A 20,295-nucleotide genomic window follows, 5' to 3' on the forward strand; every position below is an offset into this window, starting at 1 on the left:
CTAACGGCCGAGGCGAAGCAGATCCTTGAAGATCGCCGCGTTCGTCTCCGCCCACGTTGTTGTTGCCCACGGGCCAAAATCGCGGTCCGTCAACGCCACCATCGCGCACCCCGCACCGTCGACCTGCGCCCACGACGGCACCAGCCACACGTAAGTGCCCGTCATGCCGAAGTGACCAACCGTTTCCGGCGGCATGTCCTCCGGCAACCAATGCGGGGACTTCTCGCCGTGGATCTCGAAGCCTAAGCCCCACGGGCACGGCTTTTGCATTCCATAGCCGGGTACCACTCCCCTCAGGTCCGGGTAGTGGACGCTGAAAGCAGTGCGCAACGTGGACTCGTCGAGCAACGTCGGAGCCAACAACTCCCCAGCGAAGGAAACGAGGTCTGCCAGCGTGCTGCGCGCGCCATGCCCGGCGGAGCCATAGAGCTCGGTGGCTGTCATCCCCAGCGGCTCGAACACTCCTTCGCGGAGATAGTCGGCGAACGCAATGCCGGTGGTGTCAGCCACGAAATCCGCGAGGATCTCGAAACCGGCCGACGAGTAGATGCGCCGCTGCTCCGGGGCCTTAATGGGCTCACGCGAGGCGAAACCCACACCGCTGGCATGAGCGAGCAGGTGACGTACCGTCGCACCATCAGGCCCGCAAGCGTCGTCGAGCTCGAAGGCGCCCTCCTCGACGGCCATGAGCACTCCGTAGGAAGCCAGGAGCTTGGTGACGCTGGCAAGCTCGTAGACCCGGTGCGAGTCACCGAGGGTGCCGCTGCCAGCCGGGGTGATCAACGCGGCCGACGCGTGATCGACCGGCCACGTTCGGACCTGGCCGAGGACATCGCCTAGTTGAACACCCGTCACGGTCTAGTCCTCCGAGGCCCCGGAGCGGCTGCCCAGGTCGGCGTCGAGGCGCAGCAGGCCAGTGCCATCCGCACCGATGATCTTCAGGCGATCGAGGATGTTACCGACAGTGTCTTCTTCGCTGATCTGCTCATCGAGGAACCAGTTGACCAAGGTGCGGCTTTCCAGGTCACCGGTCTCATCTGCGACGCGAGCGATGACGCGGATCTCCTCGGAGACCTTCTGCTCGTGCTGCAGGGAGAGCTGGAAGGCGTCGACGGGAGACTCCACCGACATGGCCGGCACGGAGAGGTCGCCGAGCTCAACGCTGGAGCCGCGGGCGAGGAGGTGCTCGGCGATCTTCGCGGCGTGCTCGCGCTCTTCTTCAGCCTGGGCGAGCATCCAGGTCGCCATGCCGTCGAAGCTGAGCTTCTTGAGGTGGTAGGCCAGCTGCGTGTACACGAGCGAGGCGGTGTACTCCGAGGTGACTTGAGCGTTGAGGACGTTTTCAAGCTTGTCGTTGATCTTCATGCCCTCATTAAACACCACTGCAACAATAAGAAAAACCCCCAGATCCATCGATCTGGGGGCGTAACCGCTCCTCCAACTGGGCTCGAACCAGTGACCCTTCGATTAACAGTCGAATGCTCTGCCAACTGAGCTATGGAGGATTGTGTTTAGCGGCACCGTGTGCCGTGCAACGAGTAATGACTATAACCGAGCATGTTCTCAGCAAACAAATCAGCAGCGTGCACGGCATTTTGGCCGCAATGGGACTTAGCCGTCCCAGCGCCAGGAGTGACCCAGGTTCATGCCGGAATCCTGCGCACCGACGTGGTTAACTCGCCAGTACTCCATGCTCACGCCCGAGCGGTCCACCTTGGCCACGCAGTAGCCGTGGTAACGGAAGCTGACGTGGCGCACGTCCGGGTTAGCGGACTGGATGTACGCATGAGCAAGGTCGAACAACGGCGTCTCCGGGGGAAGGCCGATGGTCTCCGGCCCGCCGGGCGCAGTGATAGAGGTGCACACCACCTCGGCGCCGATCTCGCGGCCGTCGTCGGTCACCACCACGTGGCCCCACTCAGAGTGGATGTCACCGGTGCACACGAGGACCTTTTTGCCCGTGTCAGCCAGCGCTTGCTTGAGCTTCGCGCGCTCATAGGCGTAGCCGTCCCACTGATCGCCGTTGACCGGGATACCGTCGATGCGGTGCTCCGTAAGGAAGGAACTCAGCTCCGCCATCTGCGGATCCTGGTGGAGGGTTGCCAGGTTCATCTCCGAGTACATGACCGAGTTGCCCAGAATGGTCCACGCGGCGTCGTGCGTGGAGATCTTGCCCATCAGCCACTGGGACTGCTCCGTGCCCAGCATCGTCCGATCCGGGTCACCCGCCTCCCACAGCTTGACGGTGACACCCTCATCGCGGTAGGTGCGCAGGTCCATGACCAGCAGCTCCGCCAGGTCGCCGAAGCTGAAGGAACGGTAGATGTGACCGCCTTCGGAGGGGTTCGTCGCACGCACCGGCAGCCACTCGAAGTACGCCTGGAAGGCGGCGTTGCGACGCGGCAGCCACTCTCCCTCGGTGGCCGGGTTATGGTTCTCCGCACCCTGGAGCCAGGAGTTATTGGCAGTCTCGTGGTCATCCCACACCACAATCCACGGCATCGCCGCGTGCGCGGCCTGGAGGTTCGGGTCCGTGCGGTGCAAGGCGTAGCGGATACGGTAGTCCGCCAGGCTGATGATCTCGTGTGCCGGCTCGTACCAGCGGTAGGGGCCAAAGCCCGAGTACTCGCCTTGGGCGTACTCGTAGATGTAGTCGCCCAGGAAGAGCGTGAAGTCCAACTCGCCGTTGTAGCCACGCTGCGCCATGTCCGCGTAGGCGCGGAAGAATCCCGATTCCCAGTTGGCGCACGAGGCGACGGCGAAACGCAGGTTCTCCGGCGATGCGTCGAGGCTCGGAGCGGTCTGGGTGCGGCCCACCGGGGAGACCGTGCCGGCATAGGTTCCGCTGAGCACGGTGAAGCGGTAGTAGTAGACCGTCGACGGCTGCAGATTCCACGGGTCCACGTGCACCGTGTGGTCGGTGGCGGCGGTGGCGACAACCTCACCGCCGGCGATGATGGAGCTGAAGGTCTCGTCAGCAGCCACCTCCCAGCGCAGGGTGACGTCCTCGCCCACCCCGGAGCCGGGCATAGCATCCGGCGACGGGGTCACTCGCGTCCAGAGAACGACAGTATCGGGCAGGGGGTCACCGGAGGCCACACCGTGAAGGAAGGGCAGCTCACCGACGGGGTTGGCGACGGGTTCGACGGGCTCCGAGCTCAGGCTGCTTTGGGCCTGCGCGACCCCTGGTGACACCGCTGCGGCGGCAGCGGTGGTGACTGCGGCTGACTGCAGGAACCGGCGACGATTATGCGTCATCAGGAAATACCAATCTTTCTTCGAGGCGTACGTCCCATTGTTGGACAGCACACTGAAATCTCTGACGCACTTATCATGGCACCTCACTCAGGAAGTCTCCGCATCTTTAGCGCAAGGTTTACCCGCGGCTCATACCCCGTTCACCGGCTGTCGATGTATGGGTGTGCGCGCCCCTGGCCACCAGGGCAAACCATGGCCCGGATTACGGCCTCACATCGCGCGTTCTATATACTTTCCGCGGGGCTATAGCTCAGTCGGTTAGAGCCGCGGACTCATAATCCGCTGGTCGCGGGTTCGAGCCCCGCTGGCCCCACAAACCCCAGATCATCCGGCATTCATGCTGGCTGGTCTGGGTTTTTGTTGGCTCTCACTTCCTCTGGCCACAGCCGGCGGGAGCGCCCCGTGTACAGTAGCGGCCATGATCCAATTCGTTATCGGCGCTACCGCCGGATACGTTCTGGGAACCAAGGCCGGCCGAAAGCGCTACCACCAGCTCAAAAAGGGCGCCCAGACCGTCATCAACTCGCCTGTGACTAAGCAGGCCGTCAGCAGCGCCCGCTCCGCCATCGCCAACAAGCTCGACCCGCAGCCCCGGATGCGCGAGGTAAAGAACCTTAAGCGCGATCAGCGCGTCGCCGGCCAGGACATCCTCGAACGCGACGAGGACTAACCCGTCCTACCGCCGGCCAGGTCACACCGCGATGATCAGCGACGCGACTCCGGCCGCCACCCCGAGCGGAGCCAAGGCCAGGCCCACCTTCTTTGCGGTGACCGGCGCCCCGCGCCGCTGCGCCAGCGGAAAGTACACGGCGTAGGCGGCCTCAGCGACCAGAACCCCCAGCCCCAGGGCCATGCCCACCGACGACGGCCGAGCACACACCCATAGGCAGATCAGCGCCCCTACGGCCAGCACGTGATACGCCACCGAGCCGGCGAAGTACGCGTCGTTCCCGCGCTGGCGAATCACCGACTTCACCAAGGGCACGCTGCCCGTGAAATACAACGCCAGGACCGCGCTCGCCGCTAACCCTTCGGCCTTCGGGCCTCCCACCAGGTCCACCATGGCCGCCACCAGCAGTGCGGCGGCCATGGTCGTGGCCACCCCGGACACGGTGGATCGGGGCCTGCGGCGCAGGGTCTCTATCGCAGCGATGGCGAGCAGCGGCGCGTACGTGACTGCCCAGCTGAGCAGCCACGGCGCGTCGACCAGTGCCACCAGCCCGACGAGGACCGCTGCGGGAACTCCATAACACACGCACGGCGTGAGATAGGGCCGGCGTCGCTCCCACGTACGCGCCTTGACCGCCAATCCGAAGGCGAAGAAGCTGCCGTAGCCTAAGAACCACGCCAGCAGCACCGCGACCACGGCCAACCAGTGTCCCGCGCCTTGCTGGGCGGTCGTACCGTGAACCACCGCCGCGACGAGACCCACGATCGCCGGGGTAATGAGCATGGCCCAGGCTCCGTGTTGATTTGGAATCCACGGGCTGATGCCCTTGCGTCGTCTCCGTATCTGACCCACCGCCCAACCCTAACTTTCGGCTGTATGGTGGATCAACTTTCGGACTACCCCGCCCCGGTCACCGAAAGGCGCGGTCGCTGAGTTCCCGGCGTGCTTGCTCCAGGGCCACTAGGTCAGAGAAGAGGTTATTGTAGGCCTCCTCATTGTCCGAAGGGCGCATCCGTTCCAACTGTGCCTTGAGCACCGCGATCTGGTTAGCCACCTCTTGTTCCTGAAGTCGAGACAGCACCGAGTCCGCGTACGTCGTGAGGTCGTGGTCCTCGATGATGTCCTCCACTGCCAGCTCGGACACGAATGCGCGCCCCGAACCGTCGAGCATCTGGTCGCTGACCGCGGCTACCCAGTTCACGTCGCCACGCTGCGCGGCGGACAGGCCCCCGGCTTTGCGAATGGCGTCACGCACCGCACGGTAGGCCTCGTGGGTAAAGGCCGTGTCGCTGATGCCATCGAAGTAGCTTCCCGCCACCTCGGGCGCCTGCAGCGCCAGCTTGATCGCCTCTCGCTGTGCCCACAAGCGGGGATCGTTGCGGCGTGGCGGAATGACCAGCGGGGTGTCCGTCGTCGCCGAGGAACTACCCGAGGCGAAACGGGTCGCCCGGCGCGGGGTATCTCGGCGCCGGGAGGGCCGGCGTACTTCCTCCCGCACCTGACGCAGGACGTCGTCCGGGTTGGGCCAGCCCACCCAGCCGGCTAAGAGGCGGGCGTATTCGGTGCGCAAGGCCTCGTCTCGAATCCCGGCGACCACCGGCACGGTCCGACGCAACGCCTGGACCCGGCCCTCGGGCGTGTCCGTGCGGTACTCGGCCAGCAATGACTCGATGACGAACTCAAACATGGGCCGACGGGTGGCGACCAGGTTGCGCAGCGCCTCATCGCCATGGGCGAGACGCAGATCGCAGGGGTCCTGCCCCTCCGGCGCGACGGCCACGAAGGACTGCCCGGTGAATTCCTGGTCGCCCTCAAACGCCCGCAACGCTGCCTTCTGGCCAGCCTCGTCACCGTCGAAGGTGTAGATGAGCTCGCCGCGAAAGTACGAGTCATCGAGCAGGAGACGCCGCAAAATCTGCAGGTGTTCCGGACCGAAGGCAGTACCGCACGATGCGACGGCGGTGGTCACACCAGCGGCGTACATGGCCATGACGTCGGTGTAACCCTCCACGATGACGGCCCGACGCTGACTATTGATGCTCTTCTTCGCCAGGTCGAGGCCGAAAAGCACCTTCGACTTCTTGTACAGCAAGGTCTCCGAGGTGTTGAGGTACTTGCCCATCGGGTCGTCATCGAAGAGCTTGCGCGCCCCGAAGCCGATGACGTTTCCAGGAAGATCCTTGATCGGCCACAGCAGGCGCCGTCGGAACTTATCGATGGGTCCGCGTTTGCCCATGGAGCTCAGCCCGGCATCGACGAGTTCCTGCACCTCAAAACCCTTGCGCAGCAGGTGTTTGGTCAGCGTGTCCCAGCCTTCCGGGGCGTACCCGCATTGGAATTCGTAGATGATGTCCCGGCCGAAGCCGCGCTGAAGGAGGAATTCCCGGGCGGGAGCCGCCTCGGGGGTCTCCAATTGCTCCCGGTAGAACTGGTGGGCGGCTTTGTTCGCCGCGATGAGGCGGGCGCGCGTGCCGGGCTTGACGTCGCGAGCGCCCGTGGTCCCGCCCTGATAGTTGATGTGATAGCCGATCTTGTCCGCCACTGCCTCGACGGCCTCGGGGAAGCTCAACTGCTCCATCTCCATGAGGAAGGAGAAGACATCCCCGCCCTTGTCCGTGGAGAAGCAGTGGTAATAGCCGTGGTTGGGACGCACGTGGAACGACGGGGTCCGCTCGTCTTTGAAGGGGCTGAGGCCCTTGAGGGAATCATGTCCGGCCGGCTTGAGGTTGACGTACTCACCGACAATCTCCTCGATCGCGGCGCGCTGCCTGATCGCTTCAATATCACTCTGTGGGATGCGCCCTTTAGCCATGGGTCTACCCTACCGCCGCCCGGTGAGGCATCGATTCCGGCGGTTATCAGGTTAACTTTTGGTTTCATGGATGGGCATGAAAGACTAACGGACATGGCCGCATCAAAGCCCTCACCGAAGGCGTGGTCCGCCGGCATCGGCGGCGTGCTTACCCTCGCCGCCGCCGCGTTCTTTGTGCTTTTCCCAGACAGCGGCACTACCACGCCGGACGACGCTCCACCCTCGTCGACGGTGTCCACGCGCGCCGCGGCCAGCTCGACGGCGTCTTCCGCACGCGCCGCGGCTGGCTCGACAGCGTCTTCCGCACGCTCCGCGGCTGGCTCGACAGCGCCTTCCGCACGCTCCGCGGCTGGCTCGACAGCCGCGTCTGGCCTGTCCGCGTGTCCCCTCGATACCCTGCCGGATGAAGCGCTGGAAACGGTCGACGACATCCTGGCTGGCGGACCCTACGAGTTCCCGAATAATGACAACACCCGCTTCGGGAACTACGAGTCGATCCTGCCCGATGAGGACCGGTCCTATTACCGCGAATACACCGTTGTCACCCCGGGTCTGGACCATCGCGGGGCCCGCCGCATCGTCACCGGAGGGGGCTCCGAAACCGACCCTGACGTGTGGTACTACACGGATGACCACTACGAATCCTTCTGCGAGATTCCCGATGCACACCTACTTTAATGACGCTCGCACACCCGTCCTGCTGACCTGCCGCATCCGTACTGCGCAGGACTTCTACTCGGCGTTGGCGTCGGCCGTACGAGCCCCGAAACGCACCTCCGGTCCGGAGGCGGCACCGGTGCCGACCAACCTCGACGGGTTAGCCGACCTCATCAAGGAGGCTCAGATCACGAAGATCATCTGCTCCGACACCAAGCTGCCCGAGCAGGACTCCCTCGCGGTTCGACGAGTCCTCGCCGACCTCGACGTCACGCTGGTGCGCTAACCGGACTCTGCCTCCGACCCGGCCCGCGGTTGGCCCGCGTCAGCCGAGGAAGGCAGCAAGTCCCGAGGACTGCTGCGCGATGCGTTCCAGGCGGGACTCCGTCATCGATGCGATCTGGTCGATGATGACGCGGTGCCGGGCGGCATCGGTGTCGGCGGCGTCGAACCACTCCCTAAACATCACGTCGAGCCCACCCGGGCCCGCCGCCTGAAGGTAATCGTGAACCCGATAGATGCGGTCGCGCTGTCGGTCCTGGCGCGCCACGTGGGCGGGGGCGTCCATGACGTAGAGCACCGCGATGCTCTTGAGCAGCATCACCTCTGCGAGGACCTCGGCAGGAACGACGAGGTGCCCGCTCATCCGGCCGAGTTCGCGATCCCCGCGCGCGGTAAGCGTCGCGGAGATCGTCGCCCCGACGAACCGGCCTACCAGCTCGGAGGTTAGCCGCTTGAGGGTCGTATAACCGCTGAGGCTGTGATCGAAGTCAGCGGCCGCCGCCACCCCGGGGATCGCGCGCAACCGGGCGGCGGCGTCGAGTAGCTCCTCGGCGGTCCCGCCGAAGGTGGCGGCACCGATCTGGGCTAGCTGCGCCAACTCCACCAGGTCCCACAGCACCTTGAGGCTGATACGCCCGGAGACTACCCCGTCCTCCACGTCGTGCACCGAGTAGGCGATGTCATCGGAGAAGTCCATGACCTGGGCCTCTATCGGCGGCGCGGCATCCGTGTGACCGGCCCGAACCCAGGCGAGGATCTCGGCGTCTTCGTCGTAGGCCGAGTACTTCCGGTTCACGCTCCCATCAGGGTTCGTGCGAGTCCGCGGGTACTTGCAGGCCGCGTCCAAGGAGGCACGGGTGAGGTTGAGTCCCACGCTGGCGCCCGCGGCGTCGAGCACCTTCGGTTCCAGCCGGGTGAGGATACGCAACGTTTGGGCGTTGCCTTCGAAGCCGCCGCAGTCGGCAGCCAGTTCGTTGAGCGCGACCTCCCCGTTGTGCCCGTAGGGCGGGTGCCCGATGTCGTGAGTCAGCCCCGCCATCTCGCAGAGGCTGGGATCCAGCCCCAAGCCGGTGCCGATTCCCCGGGCAATTTGCCCCACCTCCAGCGAGTGGGTGAGCCGGGTTCGAGGCGTGTCGCCGTCGCGGGGGCCGACCACCTGGGTTTTGTCTGCGAGCCGACGCAGCGCGGCCGAGTGCAGGACTCGGTCCCGGTCGCGGGAAAAGGCGCCTCGATCATCAGGGCGGGTGCCGTCGATCTGGCTCGCCTTCGGCGCCTCCGCAACCAGGCGCGCAGTGTCGGCGGCTGTGTAGCGATACACGCTCGCCCCTCCCTTCTTGTCGCCAAGGTCTCGTCGCTGCTGAGGCAGCATTGTGTAACCCTTAAGACTGTAGTGCTTGTCGGTATGGTGAATGCCATGACACGTGCGCGCGCTCTCTCCTTATTGATCGCAGCTACCGGCGCCTGCGGCATCGCCGTGGCGCTTCCCGTTACGGCGCCAGCGGTGCCGCTCGCCGCTTTCGGGGCGGACACCGTCCTGGCAGCTCCGGCGATCGACCAGCTCGATTCGCTTATCATCGACGAAGTAGGGGCACTGACGAGCGAGGAGGCTCGCGCCCTCGACGAGGGTCAACAACGGCTCCACGACGCTAAAGGCAAGAACCTCGCCGTCGTGTTCATCGACGACTTCGCCACCAACGACCCGGAAGGGTGGGCCAAACAGCTCCGTGAGAGCAGCAGCACCTTCGACCCGAATGCCACCGCGGTCCTCGCCGTCGCCACCGAGCAGCGGTATTACGTGCTCGACGCGGGTGCACGGTGGTCGAGCGCCGAGCTCGACGCTATCGACAGCGCCATCTACGGCCCGCTGTCGAACCTCGCGTGGGGTGAGACCGCCGTTGAGGCCGTGACCACCGCCGCGAACAGTTCTCCTCGCAGCGGTCAGGAAGGCACCTACCGACCCCCCGTCGACGGCACTGCAGCGGACCAGGGCAATGGGGCAGCCTGGCTGGGGGCCGCGGGCGGTGCGGTAGCCATCGCCGGTGGCGGGGCGTGGCTGTACTCACGCCGCCGACGCAAGACCGAGCAGCACAACGCTCTGGCCTCCTCACGGCAACTCGACCCTGCCGATACCCGCGCCATCGTCGCGTTGCCCTTGGATACGCTGCGCCGGCGTTCCGAGGAGGTTATCGTCGCCGCCGACGAATCCGTCCGAGGTGCAAAGGAACAGCTGCGCATCGCAGAGGCCGAGTTCGGCCCGGAGCGCACGCGGTCCTTCAGGCGCGCTGTCAACGCCGCCCAATCGGCCTTGCAGTCGGCCTATCAGACGCGCACCCTGCTCAACGACGAGCTCCCAGAGACCGAATCTGAGCAGCGCGCTATGCACACCGAAATCATTTCCTCGTGTGGGCAGGCGCAGGCGGCGCTCGACGAGCAGGCCGCCGAGTTCCTCTCCTTGCGCAACCTGCTCATCAACGCCGACAGCACCCTGGAGGAGTTGACGCGCAAGGAGGTCTCCCTGCGCGCCCGCATTGCCCCCGCCCATCAGGTGCTGGGCGAGCTGACCGCCACCTACGACGAGGCGATGCTCTCCTCGATCAGCGACAACGCACGCCTGGCCGACGAGGCCCTTAACCAGGCCGACCGAGTCCTCGCCGAAGCCCGCGCAGTGGCCAAGCGCCCTGCCGGCGAGCAGGGTGAGCTGGTCGGGCTCATCCAGGAAACCGAGCGGGTACTCACCCTGGCCGACGACCTTCTCAATGGCATCGAGCACGCTGATTCCCGCATTCGCACCGCTCAGACGGATCTGCCAAGGCTCATCGACGAGGTCAAAGCCGAAATTGCCGACGCCGCCGAGCTGCGTGAGCGGGCCGCCGCCTCGGCTGCGACCGTCAAGTGGGGCCCACTGGACGACGCCGTGGCCGAGGCCGAATCGGCGCTGAAGCAGGCACAGGCTCTCGGCAGTACTGATCCGCTCGGGGCGTACGCTCCCCTACTGGCCGCCGACACCGCCCTCGACGACGCCTTCGCCGCCGCCCAAGGCGCCACCCGTGACCACGAGCGGACCCTCGCGTTGCTGGATCAGCAGCTCTCCGAGGCGACCTCCAGCGTGCAGGCCGCGGAAGACCATATCGCTTCCCGCGGTGCCATCATCGGGCACGACGCACGGACCCACCTTGAGCAGGCAAAACGCTTCGTCGCGCTCGCGCACACCCTACGGGGGAAGAACCCCCGCAACGGCATTGATGCAGCCCGCCAGGCCAGTGCGGCCGCTAAGCGCGCCTCCTCGGCCGCCGAGGCAGACGTTCGACGCTACCGGCAGCAGCAGGCCGCCCAGACCGGCGGTGAGCTACTCCAGGGCATCGTCATCGGGTCCATGCTCTCGGGCGGTGGCCGCGGCGGATTCGGCGGTGGTTTTGGCGGCGGCGGAAGCTTCGGCGGCGGTGGCGGAAGTTTCGGCGGCAGCTTCGGTGGCGGCGGTACCCGCAGCGGCGGTTTCTAAAGCCTCAAGGTCCGCCGCGGCACGTCGGCCATAACACAGGCCCAGCTGAGAAACACCGCATCCAGGACCGGCATCTCGCCGTAGGCAGCGGCTTCGAGAACGTCGACGCGGCCTCCGGCGCGGGGACGCACGGACGCCGCCACCCGGCCGTCGGACAGGCGGATCACGCGTTCTTTGCGCAAAAGGTGCGTTCTTTCCAGCGTGTAGGAGCGGTCTCCGCACTTCGCGTGCAGGACATTGATGGTCATGCCCGGTTGGGCGATTCGGGCGAAGGTGCCGTCGTTGGACGTGGCCCGCAGCCGAAACCTCATGCGCCCGGTGGTGTGCTCCAGGAAGATCCGATGTTCGCCGTAGGTGAGCAGATCCGCCTTAACGAAGGCGATGAGCTCCCCGTTGGAGTCGCGCAACTCCCCCTCGGACCAGACCCAATAATCGGGCGGATCCGGGGTTTGGTTGCGGCGACCAGTCATGACATCTAGATCAGTGCCGCCACAATCGCGGCAAGCGAGAGCAACGCTAGCGTCCCGATCAACGCCGTGCCCATCGTCACTGTCCGGGCCTCCAGCATGATTCGGGAGAAATACGCCAGCGCAATAGCGCCCTCGGTAGACATGTCCGCATCGTCGGAGTATTCGACGATCGCTTTGCGAACACCGTGGTTAGACCCGGTGAACTGGGCGACCTTCGCCCCGTCCGCGTCCTCCACGACGAATTCCTTGGACGTTTCGGCGACGATGGTCAACGATGCTCCGTCAAGGGACACGGGAATGCGTTCGTCCTTCTTCAGGCGCCCGAAGGCCTGGAACTCGCGTCCGTCGGGCAGGGTCACCGACGCCCCCAGCGTGGGGTTGTGCGACAGCGCCCACTGCTCGTCGCCCACCAAGGCAATTTCCCCATCGAAGGTGGCGAGGGCGGAGTCATCGTCACCGTTACGGAGTACGGGTTTGGCCGTGTTTTCACGGTCCCACCAGGTGTAGTGCATTAGCAGCCAATCAGTCGCTGGGCCAGGTACGTTTCCAGCTCGTCGATGCTGACGCGCTCCTGCTCCATCGTGTCTCGCTCACGGACGGTCACCGCATTGTCTTCGAGAGTATCGAAGTCGAAGGTCACGCAGAACGGGGTGCCGACCTCGTCCTGGCGGCGGTAGCGCCGGCCAATGGCACCGGAGGTGTCGAAGTCCACGTTCCAGAACGCGCGCAGCTTCTGGGCCAGTTCCTGGGCCGGTTCGGCAAGCTCGGGCTTCTTCGACAGCGGCAGCACGGCCACCTTGATCGGTGCGAGTCGTCGATCCAGCTTGAGCACGACGCGCTTATCCACCCCACCCTTGGCATTGGGGGCTTCGTCCTCGGTGTAGGCGTCGATGAGGAAGGCCATCATCGCGCGCCCCAGACCGGCGGCCGGTTCGATGCAGAACGGGGTCCACCGCTCGTCCGCGACCTGGTCGTAGTAGGACAGGTCCTCACCGGAGCCTTCGGCGTGAACACGCAGGTCGTAGTCGGTGCGGTTGGCAACGCCTTCCAGCTCACCCCAGGTGGAACCCGCGAAGCCGAAGGCGTACTCCACGTCTACGGTGCGCTTCGAGTAGTGGGAGAGCTTCTCCTTGGGGTGCTCGTACAGGCGCAGGTTGTCCGGGTTGATACCCAGGTCCACGTACCACTGGAAGCGGTTGTCGATCCAGTACTGGTGCCACTGCTCGTCCTCGCCCGGCTTGACGAAGAATTCCATCTCCATCTGCTCGAACTCGCGGGTGCGGAAGATGAAGTTGCCAGGGGTGATCTCATTGCGGAAGGACTTGCCGATGTTGGCGATGCCGAACGGCGGCTTCATCCGCGCCGAGGTCATGACGTTCTTGAAGTTGACGAAGATGCCCTGTGCGGTCTCAGGCCGCAGGTAGTGCAGGCCTTCCTCATCGTCCACCGGGCCCAGGTAGGTCTTCATCAGCCCGGAGAACGCCTTCGGTTCGGTCCAGTTGCCCGGTTGACCGGTTTCCGGATCCGGAATGTCGGCTAGACCATTTGCCGGCGGGTGGCCGTGCTTCTCTTCATAGGCCTCGATGAGGTGGTCGGCACGGTAGCGCTTGTGAGTATGCAGGGACTCCACCAGCGGATCTGTGAACACCTCCACGTGGCCGGAGCTGATCCACACCTGGCGGGGCTGGATGACCGACGTGTCAACGCCGACGACGTCCTGCCGCGACGTCACCATGTGGCGCCACCACTGGCGCTTGATGTTCTCCTTGAGTTCCACCCCCAGCGGGCCATAGTCCCAGGCAGAGCGGGTTCCGCCGTAGATCTCCCCGGCAGGGTATACCAGGCCTCGGCGCTTGCAGAGGTTTACGACGGTATCAATAACGGACGCAGCCATGGTGGCGGGTAACTCCCTCATAGACGATGTGGATGCTCAAAGCTGATGCTTGGGCAACATTCTAGCGGGTGGCCCGACCCTCCTGCTTGGGGGTAACAGCGAGGGTGACACAGGGGCAGAATACAGCGAATGTAGGACAGGCGTATAATTTCGTAGTGACAAGACAGACGTCCGCATTCCGACGAGAGACGGTGTGCGGACGTAAAATCAACATTGGGTGGTACCGCTACCCGGCCCGACGAGTAACGAGGTGGCTACCGATGGTTTTCGAAGAAGCCGCACATGAGAAGGTCAGACGCGCCTCCAGGATTATCAGCGCCTTAGACTCCCCACAGCGCCTCCACATCGTTGAGCGCCTCGCTGAGCGCGATCATGTGGTTCATGAGTTAGTTGAGCAACTAGGCAAGTCTCAACCCCTGGTCAGTCAGCACCTCCGGGTGCTCAAGAAGGCAGGCATCGTGGAGCCGACCCGCCGCGGTCGCGAGGTGATATATCGCCTCGTGGCCCCCGAGGTCGTGACCATCATCGATCTGGCGGCGGTTTTAGGCACGCCCGACTCCGAACGGGGTAGTAACTGAACCCTTATTGGGGAAAGTGAAAACACGCTGGTAAACTGACATTCACTTGTCAACGCACCAGGAGTAGCCATGCTGTCCCACCGCTCTGCGAAGCCCAAGGTCGGGGTTCGCAATACGCGCCAGCGCGCCGCCGTCATCGAGTTGTTGGAATCCCTCGACAACTTCAAGTCCGCCAAGGAGATTCATCACGAGCTGGAACGGCGCAACGCCCACGTGGGATTGACGACCGTGTACCGCACGCTGCAGTCCTTGGCGGAGATCGACGCCGTCGACGTCTTGCACCGCAGCTCCGGGGAATCCCTCTATCGTGCCTGCCTCTCCGACCATCACCACCACCACCTGGTGTGCACCAACTGTGGCCGCACCGAAGAAATCGACGGCGGGCCGGTGGAGGCCTGGGCTCGCCAAATCGCGACTCAAAACGGCTTCTCCCTCACCGGGCATGACGCCGAGGTATACGGGGTGTGCGCCAGCTGCCTTCAGGGCGCGGTCTAACCCCAGCGCGTTGAAAACCTCACCGTTTTAGGTGATGACCTGCCCAAACAGCAGGCCCAGACCGTAGGTCACCCCCGCCGCGCCGAGCCCGATAGCCAGCTGGCGCAGTGCCCGCGGTGCCGGCGGATTGCCCGACAACACGCCGGTGATGCCCCCGGTGACCAACAGCGTCACAGCCACGAGCACGAGCGACACCACCGCCCCCGGGCCCGGATGCATCCCCACCACGAACGGGATGATGGGGATGAAGGCCCCCACACCGAAGGCAGCGAAAGAACTTGCCGCCGCGGTGAACGCGCCGCCGTCGGCCTCAGCCTCGGAGGTGGCCGCCAGGGAATCTTGCATGGCCAGGTGATCCTGGTGTGCGAAGATTTCCCGCGCCCGGGCGTCGGCCTCGTCCTCACTCATCCCCCGGGCCCGGAAGACCAAGGCGAGCTCGTTGGCATTGACGTCGACCTCCCCGAGCAACCGGTGGGCATTCGGGTTCGGCACACTTGCCTGGATGAGTTCACCCTGCGAGCGCACGGACACATACTCGCCGGCGGCCATGGACAAGGCGCCGGCCAGAAGCCCAGAAATGCCGGTAAGGAGAATGGCGTTCGTGGGCATGCCTGTTCCCATGACACCAAGAACCAACGCCACGTTGGAGACCAAGCCATCGTTGGCCCCGAACACCGCCGCCCGGAATCCGCCAGACATCTTTTCCCGCCCTCGGGCGGCCAGTGCGCGCACCACCTCCGCATGGAGACGTTCGTCGGCGGCGATCGTCGCCGGGGCGTCGTCATCGTCAACGTACGGGGTGCGAGTCTCCGCCGTCTGCATGAGCGCCAACGCAAACACCGAACCGAAGTGACTCGCGAAGAAGCCCATCACTTGGGTGCTGAGGTCCGGCCTGCGAGGCATGCCCACATAGTCGCCCAGCCGGTCCCGCCAGTACTGCTCGTGACGAGACTCCGCATCGGCGATCCGCAAGAGGATCTCCCGCTCCTCACCCTCACGCTTGTGCGCGAGCTCCCGGTACACGGCGGCCTCCGCGCGCTCGTTGGCGAGGTAACGACGCCAGCGGCTAATCTGCCGCTTCGTGGGCGGGGCCATCTCGGGCCGGGGGTTCATCTAGCGCACACCCCCGAAACGACGGTCACGGCGGGCGTATTCGGTCACCGCATCGAAGAGGTGCTGCGGGGTGAAGTCCGGGAAAAGAACGTCCTGGTAGACCATCTCCGCGTAAGCGGACTGCCACAACAGGAAGTTCGACGTGCGCTTCTCCCCCGACGGGCGCAGGAACAGGTCGACGTCCGGCATGTCCGGGTCATACAACCACTGCGCAACACTGGCCTCGGTGATATCTCCAGGAGCGAGCTCACCGCGGGCGACCGCGTCCGCCATGGCCCGCATCGCGTCGAGCAGCTCCGCTCGCCCGCCGTAGTTCACGCACATGACCAGCGTCATCCGAGTGTTGTCCTTCGTCAGCTGCTCGGCCTCCTCCAGCTCCCGGATGACGCTTCGCCACAGCCGCGGGCGTCGACCCGCCCACACGACGCGCACTCCCTTGGCGTGCAGGACGTCGCGCTGGCGACGCAGGACGTCGCGGTTGAAACCCATGAGGAAGCGGACCTCATCGGCGGATCGGCGCCAGTTCTCGGTGGAAAAGGCATACGCGGACAGGTACGGAACACCCAAGGCCAAGCAGGCGTCGACGGCATCCATGAGCACCTTTTCGCCCCGCTTGTGCCCTTCGGTTCTCTTCAGCCCCTTCTCGGTGGCCCAACGGCCGTTTCCATCCATGACCAGGGCAATGTGTCGAGGCAAGAACTCCGACGGGATGGCCGGCGGATTCAGCACTGCGGAAAGCGAATTTGGGTCAGTCACGCATCCTATTGTGCACCATCAGCCCGCCAGGGTTACCTTAGCTAGACGGGGGATGCGGCGCAGCGTCGGCGACGCCATGATGCCCGTGGCGACGACGGCCACGCCTCCCAGGAATCCGAAGGCCAGCGCGGCGCTGCCGTAATCAAGGACGACGCCCACGGCGAGCATCCCGAGCGGCATCAAGGCCATAGCCGGCACCCTCATCACCGCCGTGACCCGGCCCATCACCTGACCCAGGCTGGTTAGGCGCAGTATCCGCCCCCGCCGAACCGGTCGACCCATCCCCCGCCGATGGTTTGAGAGAGGACAAGCGCCGCCAAGTAGGCAGCCGTCACGACGCCCGCACGCTGGCGTTGGTGCCTGCAGGTACTCGGCAGCAAGACTTTGAAAGTGAAGGGCCCAAACGGGTGAAACTTTCAAAGTTTCAGAACAAGGCACATACAGCAAGAGGACGGGGCGAAACAGTCTCAGTGCTGTTCCATGACCTTCAGCGACCGGATCCCCGCCTCCACGTACCACTGCAGGTGCCGAGTGATCAGGCGGTGCGCGGTGTCAAGCAGGCTCGTGCCCTCGCTCCCGATGAGGGCTGCGGCGGCGTCGGCATAGCCCCCGTCGAGCAACCACATGAGGTGGAGTACTTCCTCCGGGATCTCGGAGCTACCCGAAGGCCGGCAGTTAACACACACCGCTCCTCCTACAGCCGGGTGGAACGCGTGATGCGGACCGGCGCATCCACAGACGGCGCAGCTAAACAACTGCGGCGCCCAGCCTGCGGCTCGCATCGATTGCAAAAGAAAGCCGTCAAGCACCGCCGTGGACAGTGGGGACTCCCCCAGCCGGTGCAACGCGGTGACGGCGGCGTCGAAGAGCGCGGCGTCGTCTCCGCCGTAGCCGGCCAGCCGTTCGGCGGTCTCCAGCACCACGCAGGCGGCAGCGTAGCGGTCCCAGTCCTCGATAATTCCCGCGCCGAGGTACGCAAGCGTATCCGCGGCGGCGATGGTGGCGAGGTTCTTGCCCGGGTACAGGCTGACGTCGAGGTGCACGAACGGCTGCAGTCGGGAACCGAAGCGGGAATTCGTCTTGCGCACCCCTTTCGCCACGGCGCGCACCACCTCGTGCTCCCGGGTGAGCAGCACGACGATGCGGTCGGCTTCTCCGAAGTCGTGGGTACGGATGACCAGCGCCTGATCGCGATAGGACGCCGCCCGCGCCATCGTCTAGAAGCCCAGCCGACCGAGCTGCTTGGGGTCGGATTGCCAGTTCTTGAGCACCTTGATCCGCAGGTCCAGGTATACGTTGCGGTCAAGCAGCTCGATGATCTGCTTGCGGGAGCGCTGGACGATGGATTGCAGCCGTCGGCCCTCCGGGCCTTCGATGATGCGCTGCTGCCCCGGGCGTTCCAGGTACAAGATGGCGTAGATGTTGAGGCGGTCGCGGCCCTCGGGGTCGTCGAACATCTCGTCAATCTCCACGGCCACGGAGTGCGGCAGCTCGTCGCGCAGGCCGGACAGCGCGGCCTCGCGGATGAGCTCGGCGATGCGGGTCTCGATGTCATCGTCGGTTAAGTGATCGTCCGGGTAGTACTTCGGCCCTTCCGGTAGGTGCTTGACGAGCACGTCGGCGAGGACGTCGACCTGCTCACCAGCGGTTGCGGAGACGGGGATGACCTCAGCGTTCGCCTCGTCGCCGCCGAGCAGGTCGTAGAGTGCCACGAGCTGGGCCGCGACCTCGTCGCGGGACACTTTATCCACCTTCGTCACAATTCCGATGATGGTCGTCTTCGGCGCCACCTCGCGGACGTTGTCGAGGATCCACCGGTCGCCGGGGCCGATCTTCTCGTCGGCTGGGATGGTCAGCCCGATGACGTCCACATCGGCGTAAGTGTCCTTGACGATCTCATTGAGCCGCTCACCGAGCAGGGTGCGCGGTCGGTGCAGGCCAGGGGTATCGACAACGACGACCTGCGCGTCGGGGCGGTGAATCAACCCCCGGATGGGGTGGCGGGTGGTCTCCGGCTGGTCGGCGGTGATGGCAATCTTCTGGCCCACGAGCGCGTTCGTCAGCGTCGACTTGCCGGTGTTGGGGCGGCCGACGAAGCTGACGAAGCCGGAGCGGAAGCCGGCCGGCGTATCAGAGAAGCTGTGCATAGGCGCCAAGCCTAGTCGACGCGGCGGACCTCGAAGGTGTGGGCCGGATTGACGAAGCAGTCCTGGGCGGCGATGAGCTCCAGCTCCCGGGTGTCTGCCTCGTAGGTGGCCGCCAGCAGATCGAAGACGCTGGCCGCCGTCTTACCCAACGCCGCCGAGGCGTCTTCGGTCTCCAGCAGGTGCCCGACGAACAGGGCCGCCGTGACATCGCCGGAGCCGTTGCGCTTGAACGGCAGGTAGGGGGTGGTGACGATCCACACGCCCTGGCTGTTGACGGCGAGCATTTCGATGGTGTTCGGCTCGGCATCAGGACGGGTGACGCTGGTGACCAGCACCGTCTCCGGACCCATCTCGCGGGCGGCGTGCGCGGCGGCGATGGTGCTTTCTAGGTCCGTTGCTTCCCGCTGGGTAAGGTAGCCGAGCTCGAACTGGTTCGGGGTGATGACGTCGGCCACCGGCACGACCTTGTCGCGCAGCAGCGGCGGGATGGCGTCGGAGACGAAGCAGCCGCTCTTGGCGTTGCCCATGACCGGGTCACACGAGTAGATGGCCTTGGGGTTGCGCTCCTTGATGAGCGCGACGGCGTCGACGATGGCCCCGGCGATGTCCGGGCCGCCCTGGTAGCCGGAGATGATGGCGTCGACCCGGGGCAGAATCTCCAGGGTGTCCATGCCCTCGACGACAGCGGTGACGTCCGCAGCCGGGAGCATCGGGCCGCGCCAGGTGCCGTACCCCGTGTGGTTGGAGAATGCCACCGTGTGGATAGGCCACACTTCGTGGCCGAGGCGTTGCAGCGGGAACACCGCGGCGGAGTTCCCGACGTGGCCGTAGGTGACGTGAGACTGAATGGAGACGATGCTCTTCATGGGAGACATTGTGCACCTTAGCTCCCCAAAACCTGGACAGTGGGGGGCTTATTTATTCACTAGACTCATGACCTCACCGAATACCGCACCGATCCGATCCCGAATGACGAGGTCAGCCGCCGCGTCGAAGGGGGTGCCCTCCAAGTTAATGAGCACCAGCTTTGTTCCCCGGAAGTAGCGCAGCAGCCCGGCTGCCGGGTAAACGTTGAGCGATGTGCCGCCGACGATGAGCACCTCCGCCGCCTGGATATCGGCGACGGCCGCAGCCACCACGGCGTCGTCGAGCGCTTCGCCATAAAGTACGACGTCGGGCCGGATCATCTCCCCGCACTCGGGACACGCCGGTACCACCGGTACCGACGGCAACTGCGTCAGCCCGTATGGCTGGTGGCAGCCGACGCACGTGTAGTGGTGCACCGAGCCGTGGAGCTCGCGGACGGTGCGAGACCCGGCGAGTTGATGCAGGCCATCGATGTTTTGGGTGATGACGCTACGGAGTCGGCCACGGGATTCGAGCTCGGCCAGGGCCAGATGTGCCGGGTTGGGGCGGGCCTGAGGATGCAGCAGCTTCGTGCGGTGAAAATCGTAGAACTGCTCGGGGTAGTTGACGAGGCACTCGTGGCTGAGGAGGTACTCGGGCGGCAACGAGCCGTCGTGTTGTTGGGCGTAGAGGCCCGCGGCGGAGCGGAAGTCCGGGATGCCGGACTCGGTGGAGACCCCGGCTCCGCCGAAGAACACGGTCTCCGAGGAATGAGCTATCCACGTCGCAAGCTGGCGGATATTGTCGGCGCAGGTCAC

At 65.1% G+C, this 20,295-nt stretch carries 22 protein-coding genes and 2 tRNA genes; 7 read left to right on the top strand and 17 right to left on the bottom strand.

The annotated features are described in order from the left end of the window. From CUTER_RS07710 to CUTER_RS07725, 4 genes are all read right to left on the bottom strand, one after another. Positions 1 to 855, bottom strand: coding sequence for a serine hydrolase domain-containing protein (locus CUTER_RS07710; protein WP_047259941.1), 855 nt, complete (start codon positions 853 to 855; stop codon positions 1 to 3). A 3-nt stretch (positions 856 to 858) separates the two neighbouring features. Continuing rightward, complete coding sequence (locus tag CUTER_RS07715) at positions 859 to 1,365, bottom strand: ferritin (protein WP_047260701.1); 507 nt, start codon at positions 1,363 to 1,365, stop codon at positions 859 to 861. 67 nt (positions 1,366 to 1,432) lie between these two features. Continuing rightward, a tRNA-Asn gene (locus CUTER_RS07720) sits at positions 1,433 to 1,505 on the bottom strand. A 106-nt stretch (positions 1,506 to 1,611) separates the two neighbouring features. Beyond that, positions 1,612 to 3,258 (bottom strand): alkaline phosphatase D family protein, encoded by a 1,647-nt coding sequence (locus CUTER_RS07725; protein WP_047259942.1) that lies wholly within the window; start codon positions 3,256 to 3,258, stop codon positions 1,612 to 1,614. A gap of 239 nt (positions 3,259 to 3,497) precedes the next feature. Here CUTER_RS07725 and CUTER_RS07730 point away from each other — a divergent pair. Together CUTER_RS07730 and CUTER_RS07735 are read left to right on the top strand one after the other, a co-directional pair. Beyond that, positions 3,498 to 3,571, top strand: a tRNA-Ile gene (locus tag CUTER_RS07730). Positions 3,572 to 3,676: 105 nt separating this feature from the next. Further along, entirely contained in the window at positions 3,677 to 3,928 is a 252-nt protein-coding gene (locus CUTER_RS07735) for a hypothetical protein (RefSeq protein WP_047259943.1), read from the top strand. 21 nt (positions 3,929 to 3,949) lie between these two features. Here CUTER_RS07735 and CUTER_RS07740 read toward each other — a convergent pair whose 3' ends face one another. Together CUTER_RS07740 and dnaG are read right to left on the bottom strand one after the other, a co-directional pair. Next, complete coding sequence (locus CUTER_RS07740; protein ID WP_269079407.1) at positions 3,950 to 4,780, bottom strand: YwiC-like family protein; 831 nt, start codon at positions 4,778 to 4,780, stop codon at positions 3,950 to 3,952. 58 nt (positions 4,781 to 4,838) lie between these two features. Next, positions 4,839 to 6,740, bottom strand: a complete 1,902-nt coding sequence (gene dnaG, locus CUTER_RS07745) for a DNA primase (protein ID WP_047259945.1) — start codon at positions 6,738 to 6,740, stop codon at positions 4,839 to 4,841. 93 nt (positions 6,741 to 6,833) lie between these two features. On the opposite strand from dnaG, the gene CUTER_RS07750 reads away from it, so the two are divergent. Together CUTER_RS07750 and CUTER_RS07755 are read left to right on the top strand one after the other, a co-directional pair. Further along, positions 6,834 to 7,418, top strand: coding sequence for a ribonuclease domain-containing protein (locus tag CUTER_RS07750; protein WP_047259946.1), 585 nt, complete (start codon positions 6,834 to 6,836; stop codon positions 7,416 to 7,418). After that, positions 7,402 to 7,683, top strand: a complete 282-nt coding sequence (locus tag CUTER_RS07755) for a hypothetical protein (RefSeq protein ID WP_047259947.1) — start codon at positions 7,402 to 7,404, stop codon at positions 7,681 to 7,683. Before CUTER_RS07750 ends, CUTER_RS07755 begins: the two co-directional genes overlap by 17 nt. A gap of 39 nt (positions 7,684 to 7,722) precedes the next feature. Here CUTER_RS07755 and CUTER_RS07760 read toward each other — a convergent pair whose 3' ends face one another. Beyond that, entirely contained in the window at positions 7,723 to 8,997 is a 1,275-nt protein-coding gene (locus tag CUTER_RS07760; protein ID WP_047259948.1) for a deoxyguanosinetriphosphate triphosphohydrolase, read from the bottom strand. Between the two features lie 96 nt (positions 8,998 to 9,093). On the opposite strand from CUTER_RS07760, the gene CUTER_RS11735 reads away from it, so the two are divergent. After that, complete coding sequence (locus CUTER_RS11735) at positions 9,094 to 11,178, top strand: TPM domain-containing protein (RefSeq protein ID WP_158408122.1); 2,085 nt, start codon at positions 9,094 to 9,096, stop codon at positions 11,176 to 11,178. On the opposite strand, the gene CUTER_RS07770 is transcribed toward CUTER_RS11735, so the two are convergent. The 3 genes from CUTER_RS07770 to CUTER_RS07780 are packed head-to-tail and all read right to left on the bottom strand — an operon-like array spanning position 11,175 to position 13,542. Then, positions 11,175 to 11,648, bottom strand: coding sequence for a hypothetical protein (locus CUTER_RS07770; RefSeq protein ID WP_047259950.1), 474 nt, complete (start codon positions 11,646 to 11,648; stop codon positions 11,175 to 11,177). The two genes, CUTER_RS11735 and CUTER_RS07770, sit on opposite strands and share 4 nt — an antisense overlap. A gap of 5 nt (positions 11,649 to 11,653) precedes the next feature. Then, entirely contained in the window at positions 11,654 to 12,160 is a 507-nt protein-coding gene (locus CUTER_RS07775; protein ID WP_047259951.1) for a hypothetical protein, read from the bottom strand. Further along, entirely contained in the window at positions 12,160 to 13,542 is a 1,383-nt protein-coding gene (locus tag CUTER_RS07780; RefSeq protein ID WP_047259952.1) for a glycine--tRNA ligase, read from the bottom strand. The genes CUTER_RS07775 and CUTER_RS07780 overlap by 1 nt, the downstream gene beginning before the upstream one ends. Before the next feature lie 260 nt (positions 13,543 to 13,802). On the opposite strand from CUTER_RS07780, the gene CUTER_RS07785 reads away from it, so the two are divergent. Continuing rightward, positions 13,803 to 14,120, top strand: a complete 318-nt coding sequence (locus tag CUTER_RS07785; RefSeq protein ID WP_047259953.1) for an ArsR/SmtB family transcription factor — start codon at positions 13,803 to 13,805, stop codon at positions 14,118 to 14,120. Positions 14,121 to 14,189: 69 nt separating this feature from the next. Next, positions 14,190 to 14,615, top strand: a complete 426-nt coding sequence (locus CUTER_RS07790; protein ID WP_047259954.1) for a Fur family transcriptional regulator — start codon at positions 14,190 to 14,192, stop codon at positions 14,613 to 14,615. A gap of 27 nt (positions 14,616 to 14,642) precedes the next feature. Here the strand turns inward: CUTER_RS07790 and CUTER_RS07795 are convergent, their stop codons facing one another. From CUTER_RS07795 to CUTER_RS07825, 7 genes are all read right to left on the bottom strand, one after another. After that, positions 14,643 to 15,728 (bottom strand): VIT1/CCC1 transporter family protein, encoded by a 1,086-nt coding sequence (locus CUTER_RS07795; protein WP_236684698.1) that lies wholly within the window; start codon positions 15,726 to 15,728, stop codon positions 14,643 to 14,645. Further along, positions 15,729 to 16,484 (bottom strand): isoprenyl transferase, encoded by a 756-nt coding sequence (locus tag CUTER_RS07800; RefSeq protein ID WP_082121315.1) that lies wholly within the window; start codon positions 16,482 to 16,484, stop codon positions 15,729 to 15,731. Between the two features lie 18 nt (positions 16,485 to 16,502). Then, positions 16,503 to 16,673 (bottom strand): hypothetical protein, encoded by a 171-nt coding sequence (locus tag CUTER_RS11740; protein ID WP_158408123.1) that lies wholly within the window; start codon positions 16,671 to 16,673, stop codon positions 16,503 to 16,505. Positions 16,674 to 16,951: 278 nt separating this feature from the next. Then, positions 16,952 to 17,698 carry a DNA repair protein RecO gene (gene recO, locus CUTER_RS07810; protein WP_047259958.1) on the bottom strand — a complete coding sequence of 249 codons (747 nt, stop codon included), beginning with the start codon at positions 17,696 to 17,698 and terminating at the stop codon, positions 16,952 to 16,954. A 3-nt stretch (positions 17,699 to 17,701) separates the two neighbouring features. Next, positions 17,702 to 18,631 carry a GTPase Era gene (gene era / locus CUTER_RS07815; RefSeq protein WP_082121316.1) on the bottom strand — a complete coding sequence of 310 codons (930 nt, stop codon included), beginning with the start codon at positions 18,629 to 18,631 and terminating at the stop codon, positions 17,702 to 17,704. A gap of 11 nt (positions 18,632 to 18,642) precedes the next feature. Beyond that, positions 18,643 to 19,497, bottom strand: coding sequence for a pyridoxal kinase PdxY (gene pdxY / locus CUTER_RS07820; RefSeq protein ID WP_047259960.1), 855 nt, complete (start codon positions 19,495 to 19,497; stop codon positions 18,643 to 18,645). A gap of 48 nt (positions 19,498 to 19,545) precedes the next feature. Continuing rightward, entirely contained in the window at positions 19,546 to 20,295 is a 750-nt protein-coding gene (locus CUTER_RS07825) for an NAD-dependent protein deacylase (protein ID WP_236684699.1), read from the bottom strand.

Origin of the sequence: Corynebacterium uterequi, assembly GCF_001021065.1 — a bacterium.
GTDB classification, from domain to species: Bacteria; Actinomycetota; Actinomycetes; order Mycobacteriales; family Mycobacteriaceae; genus Corynebacterium; species Corynebacterium uterequi.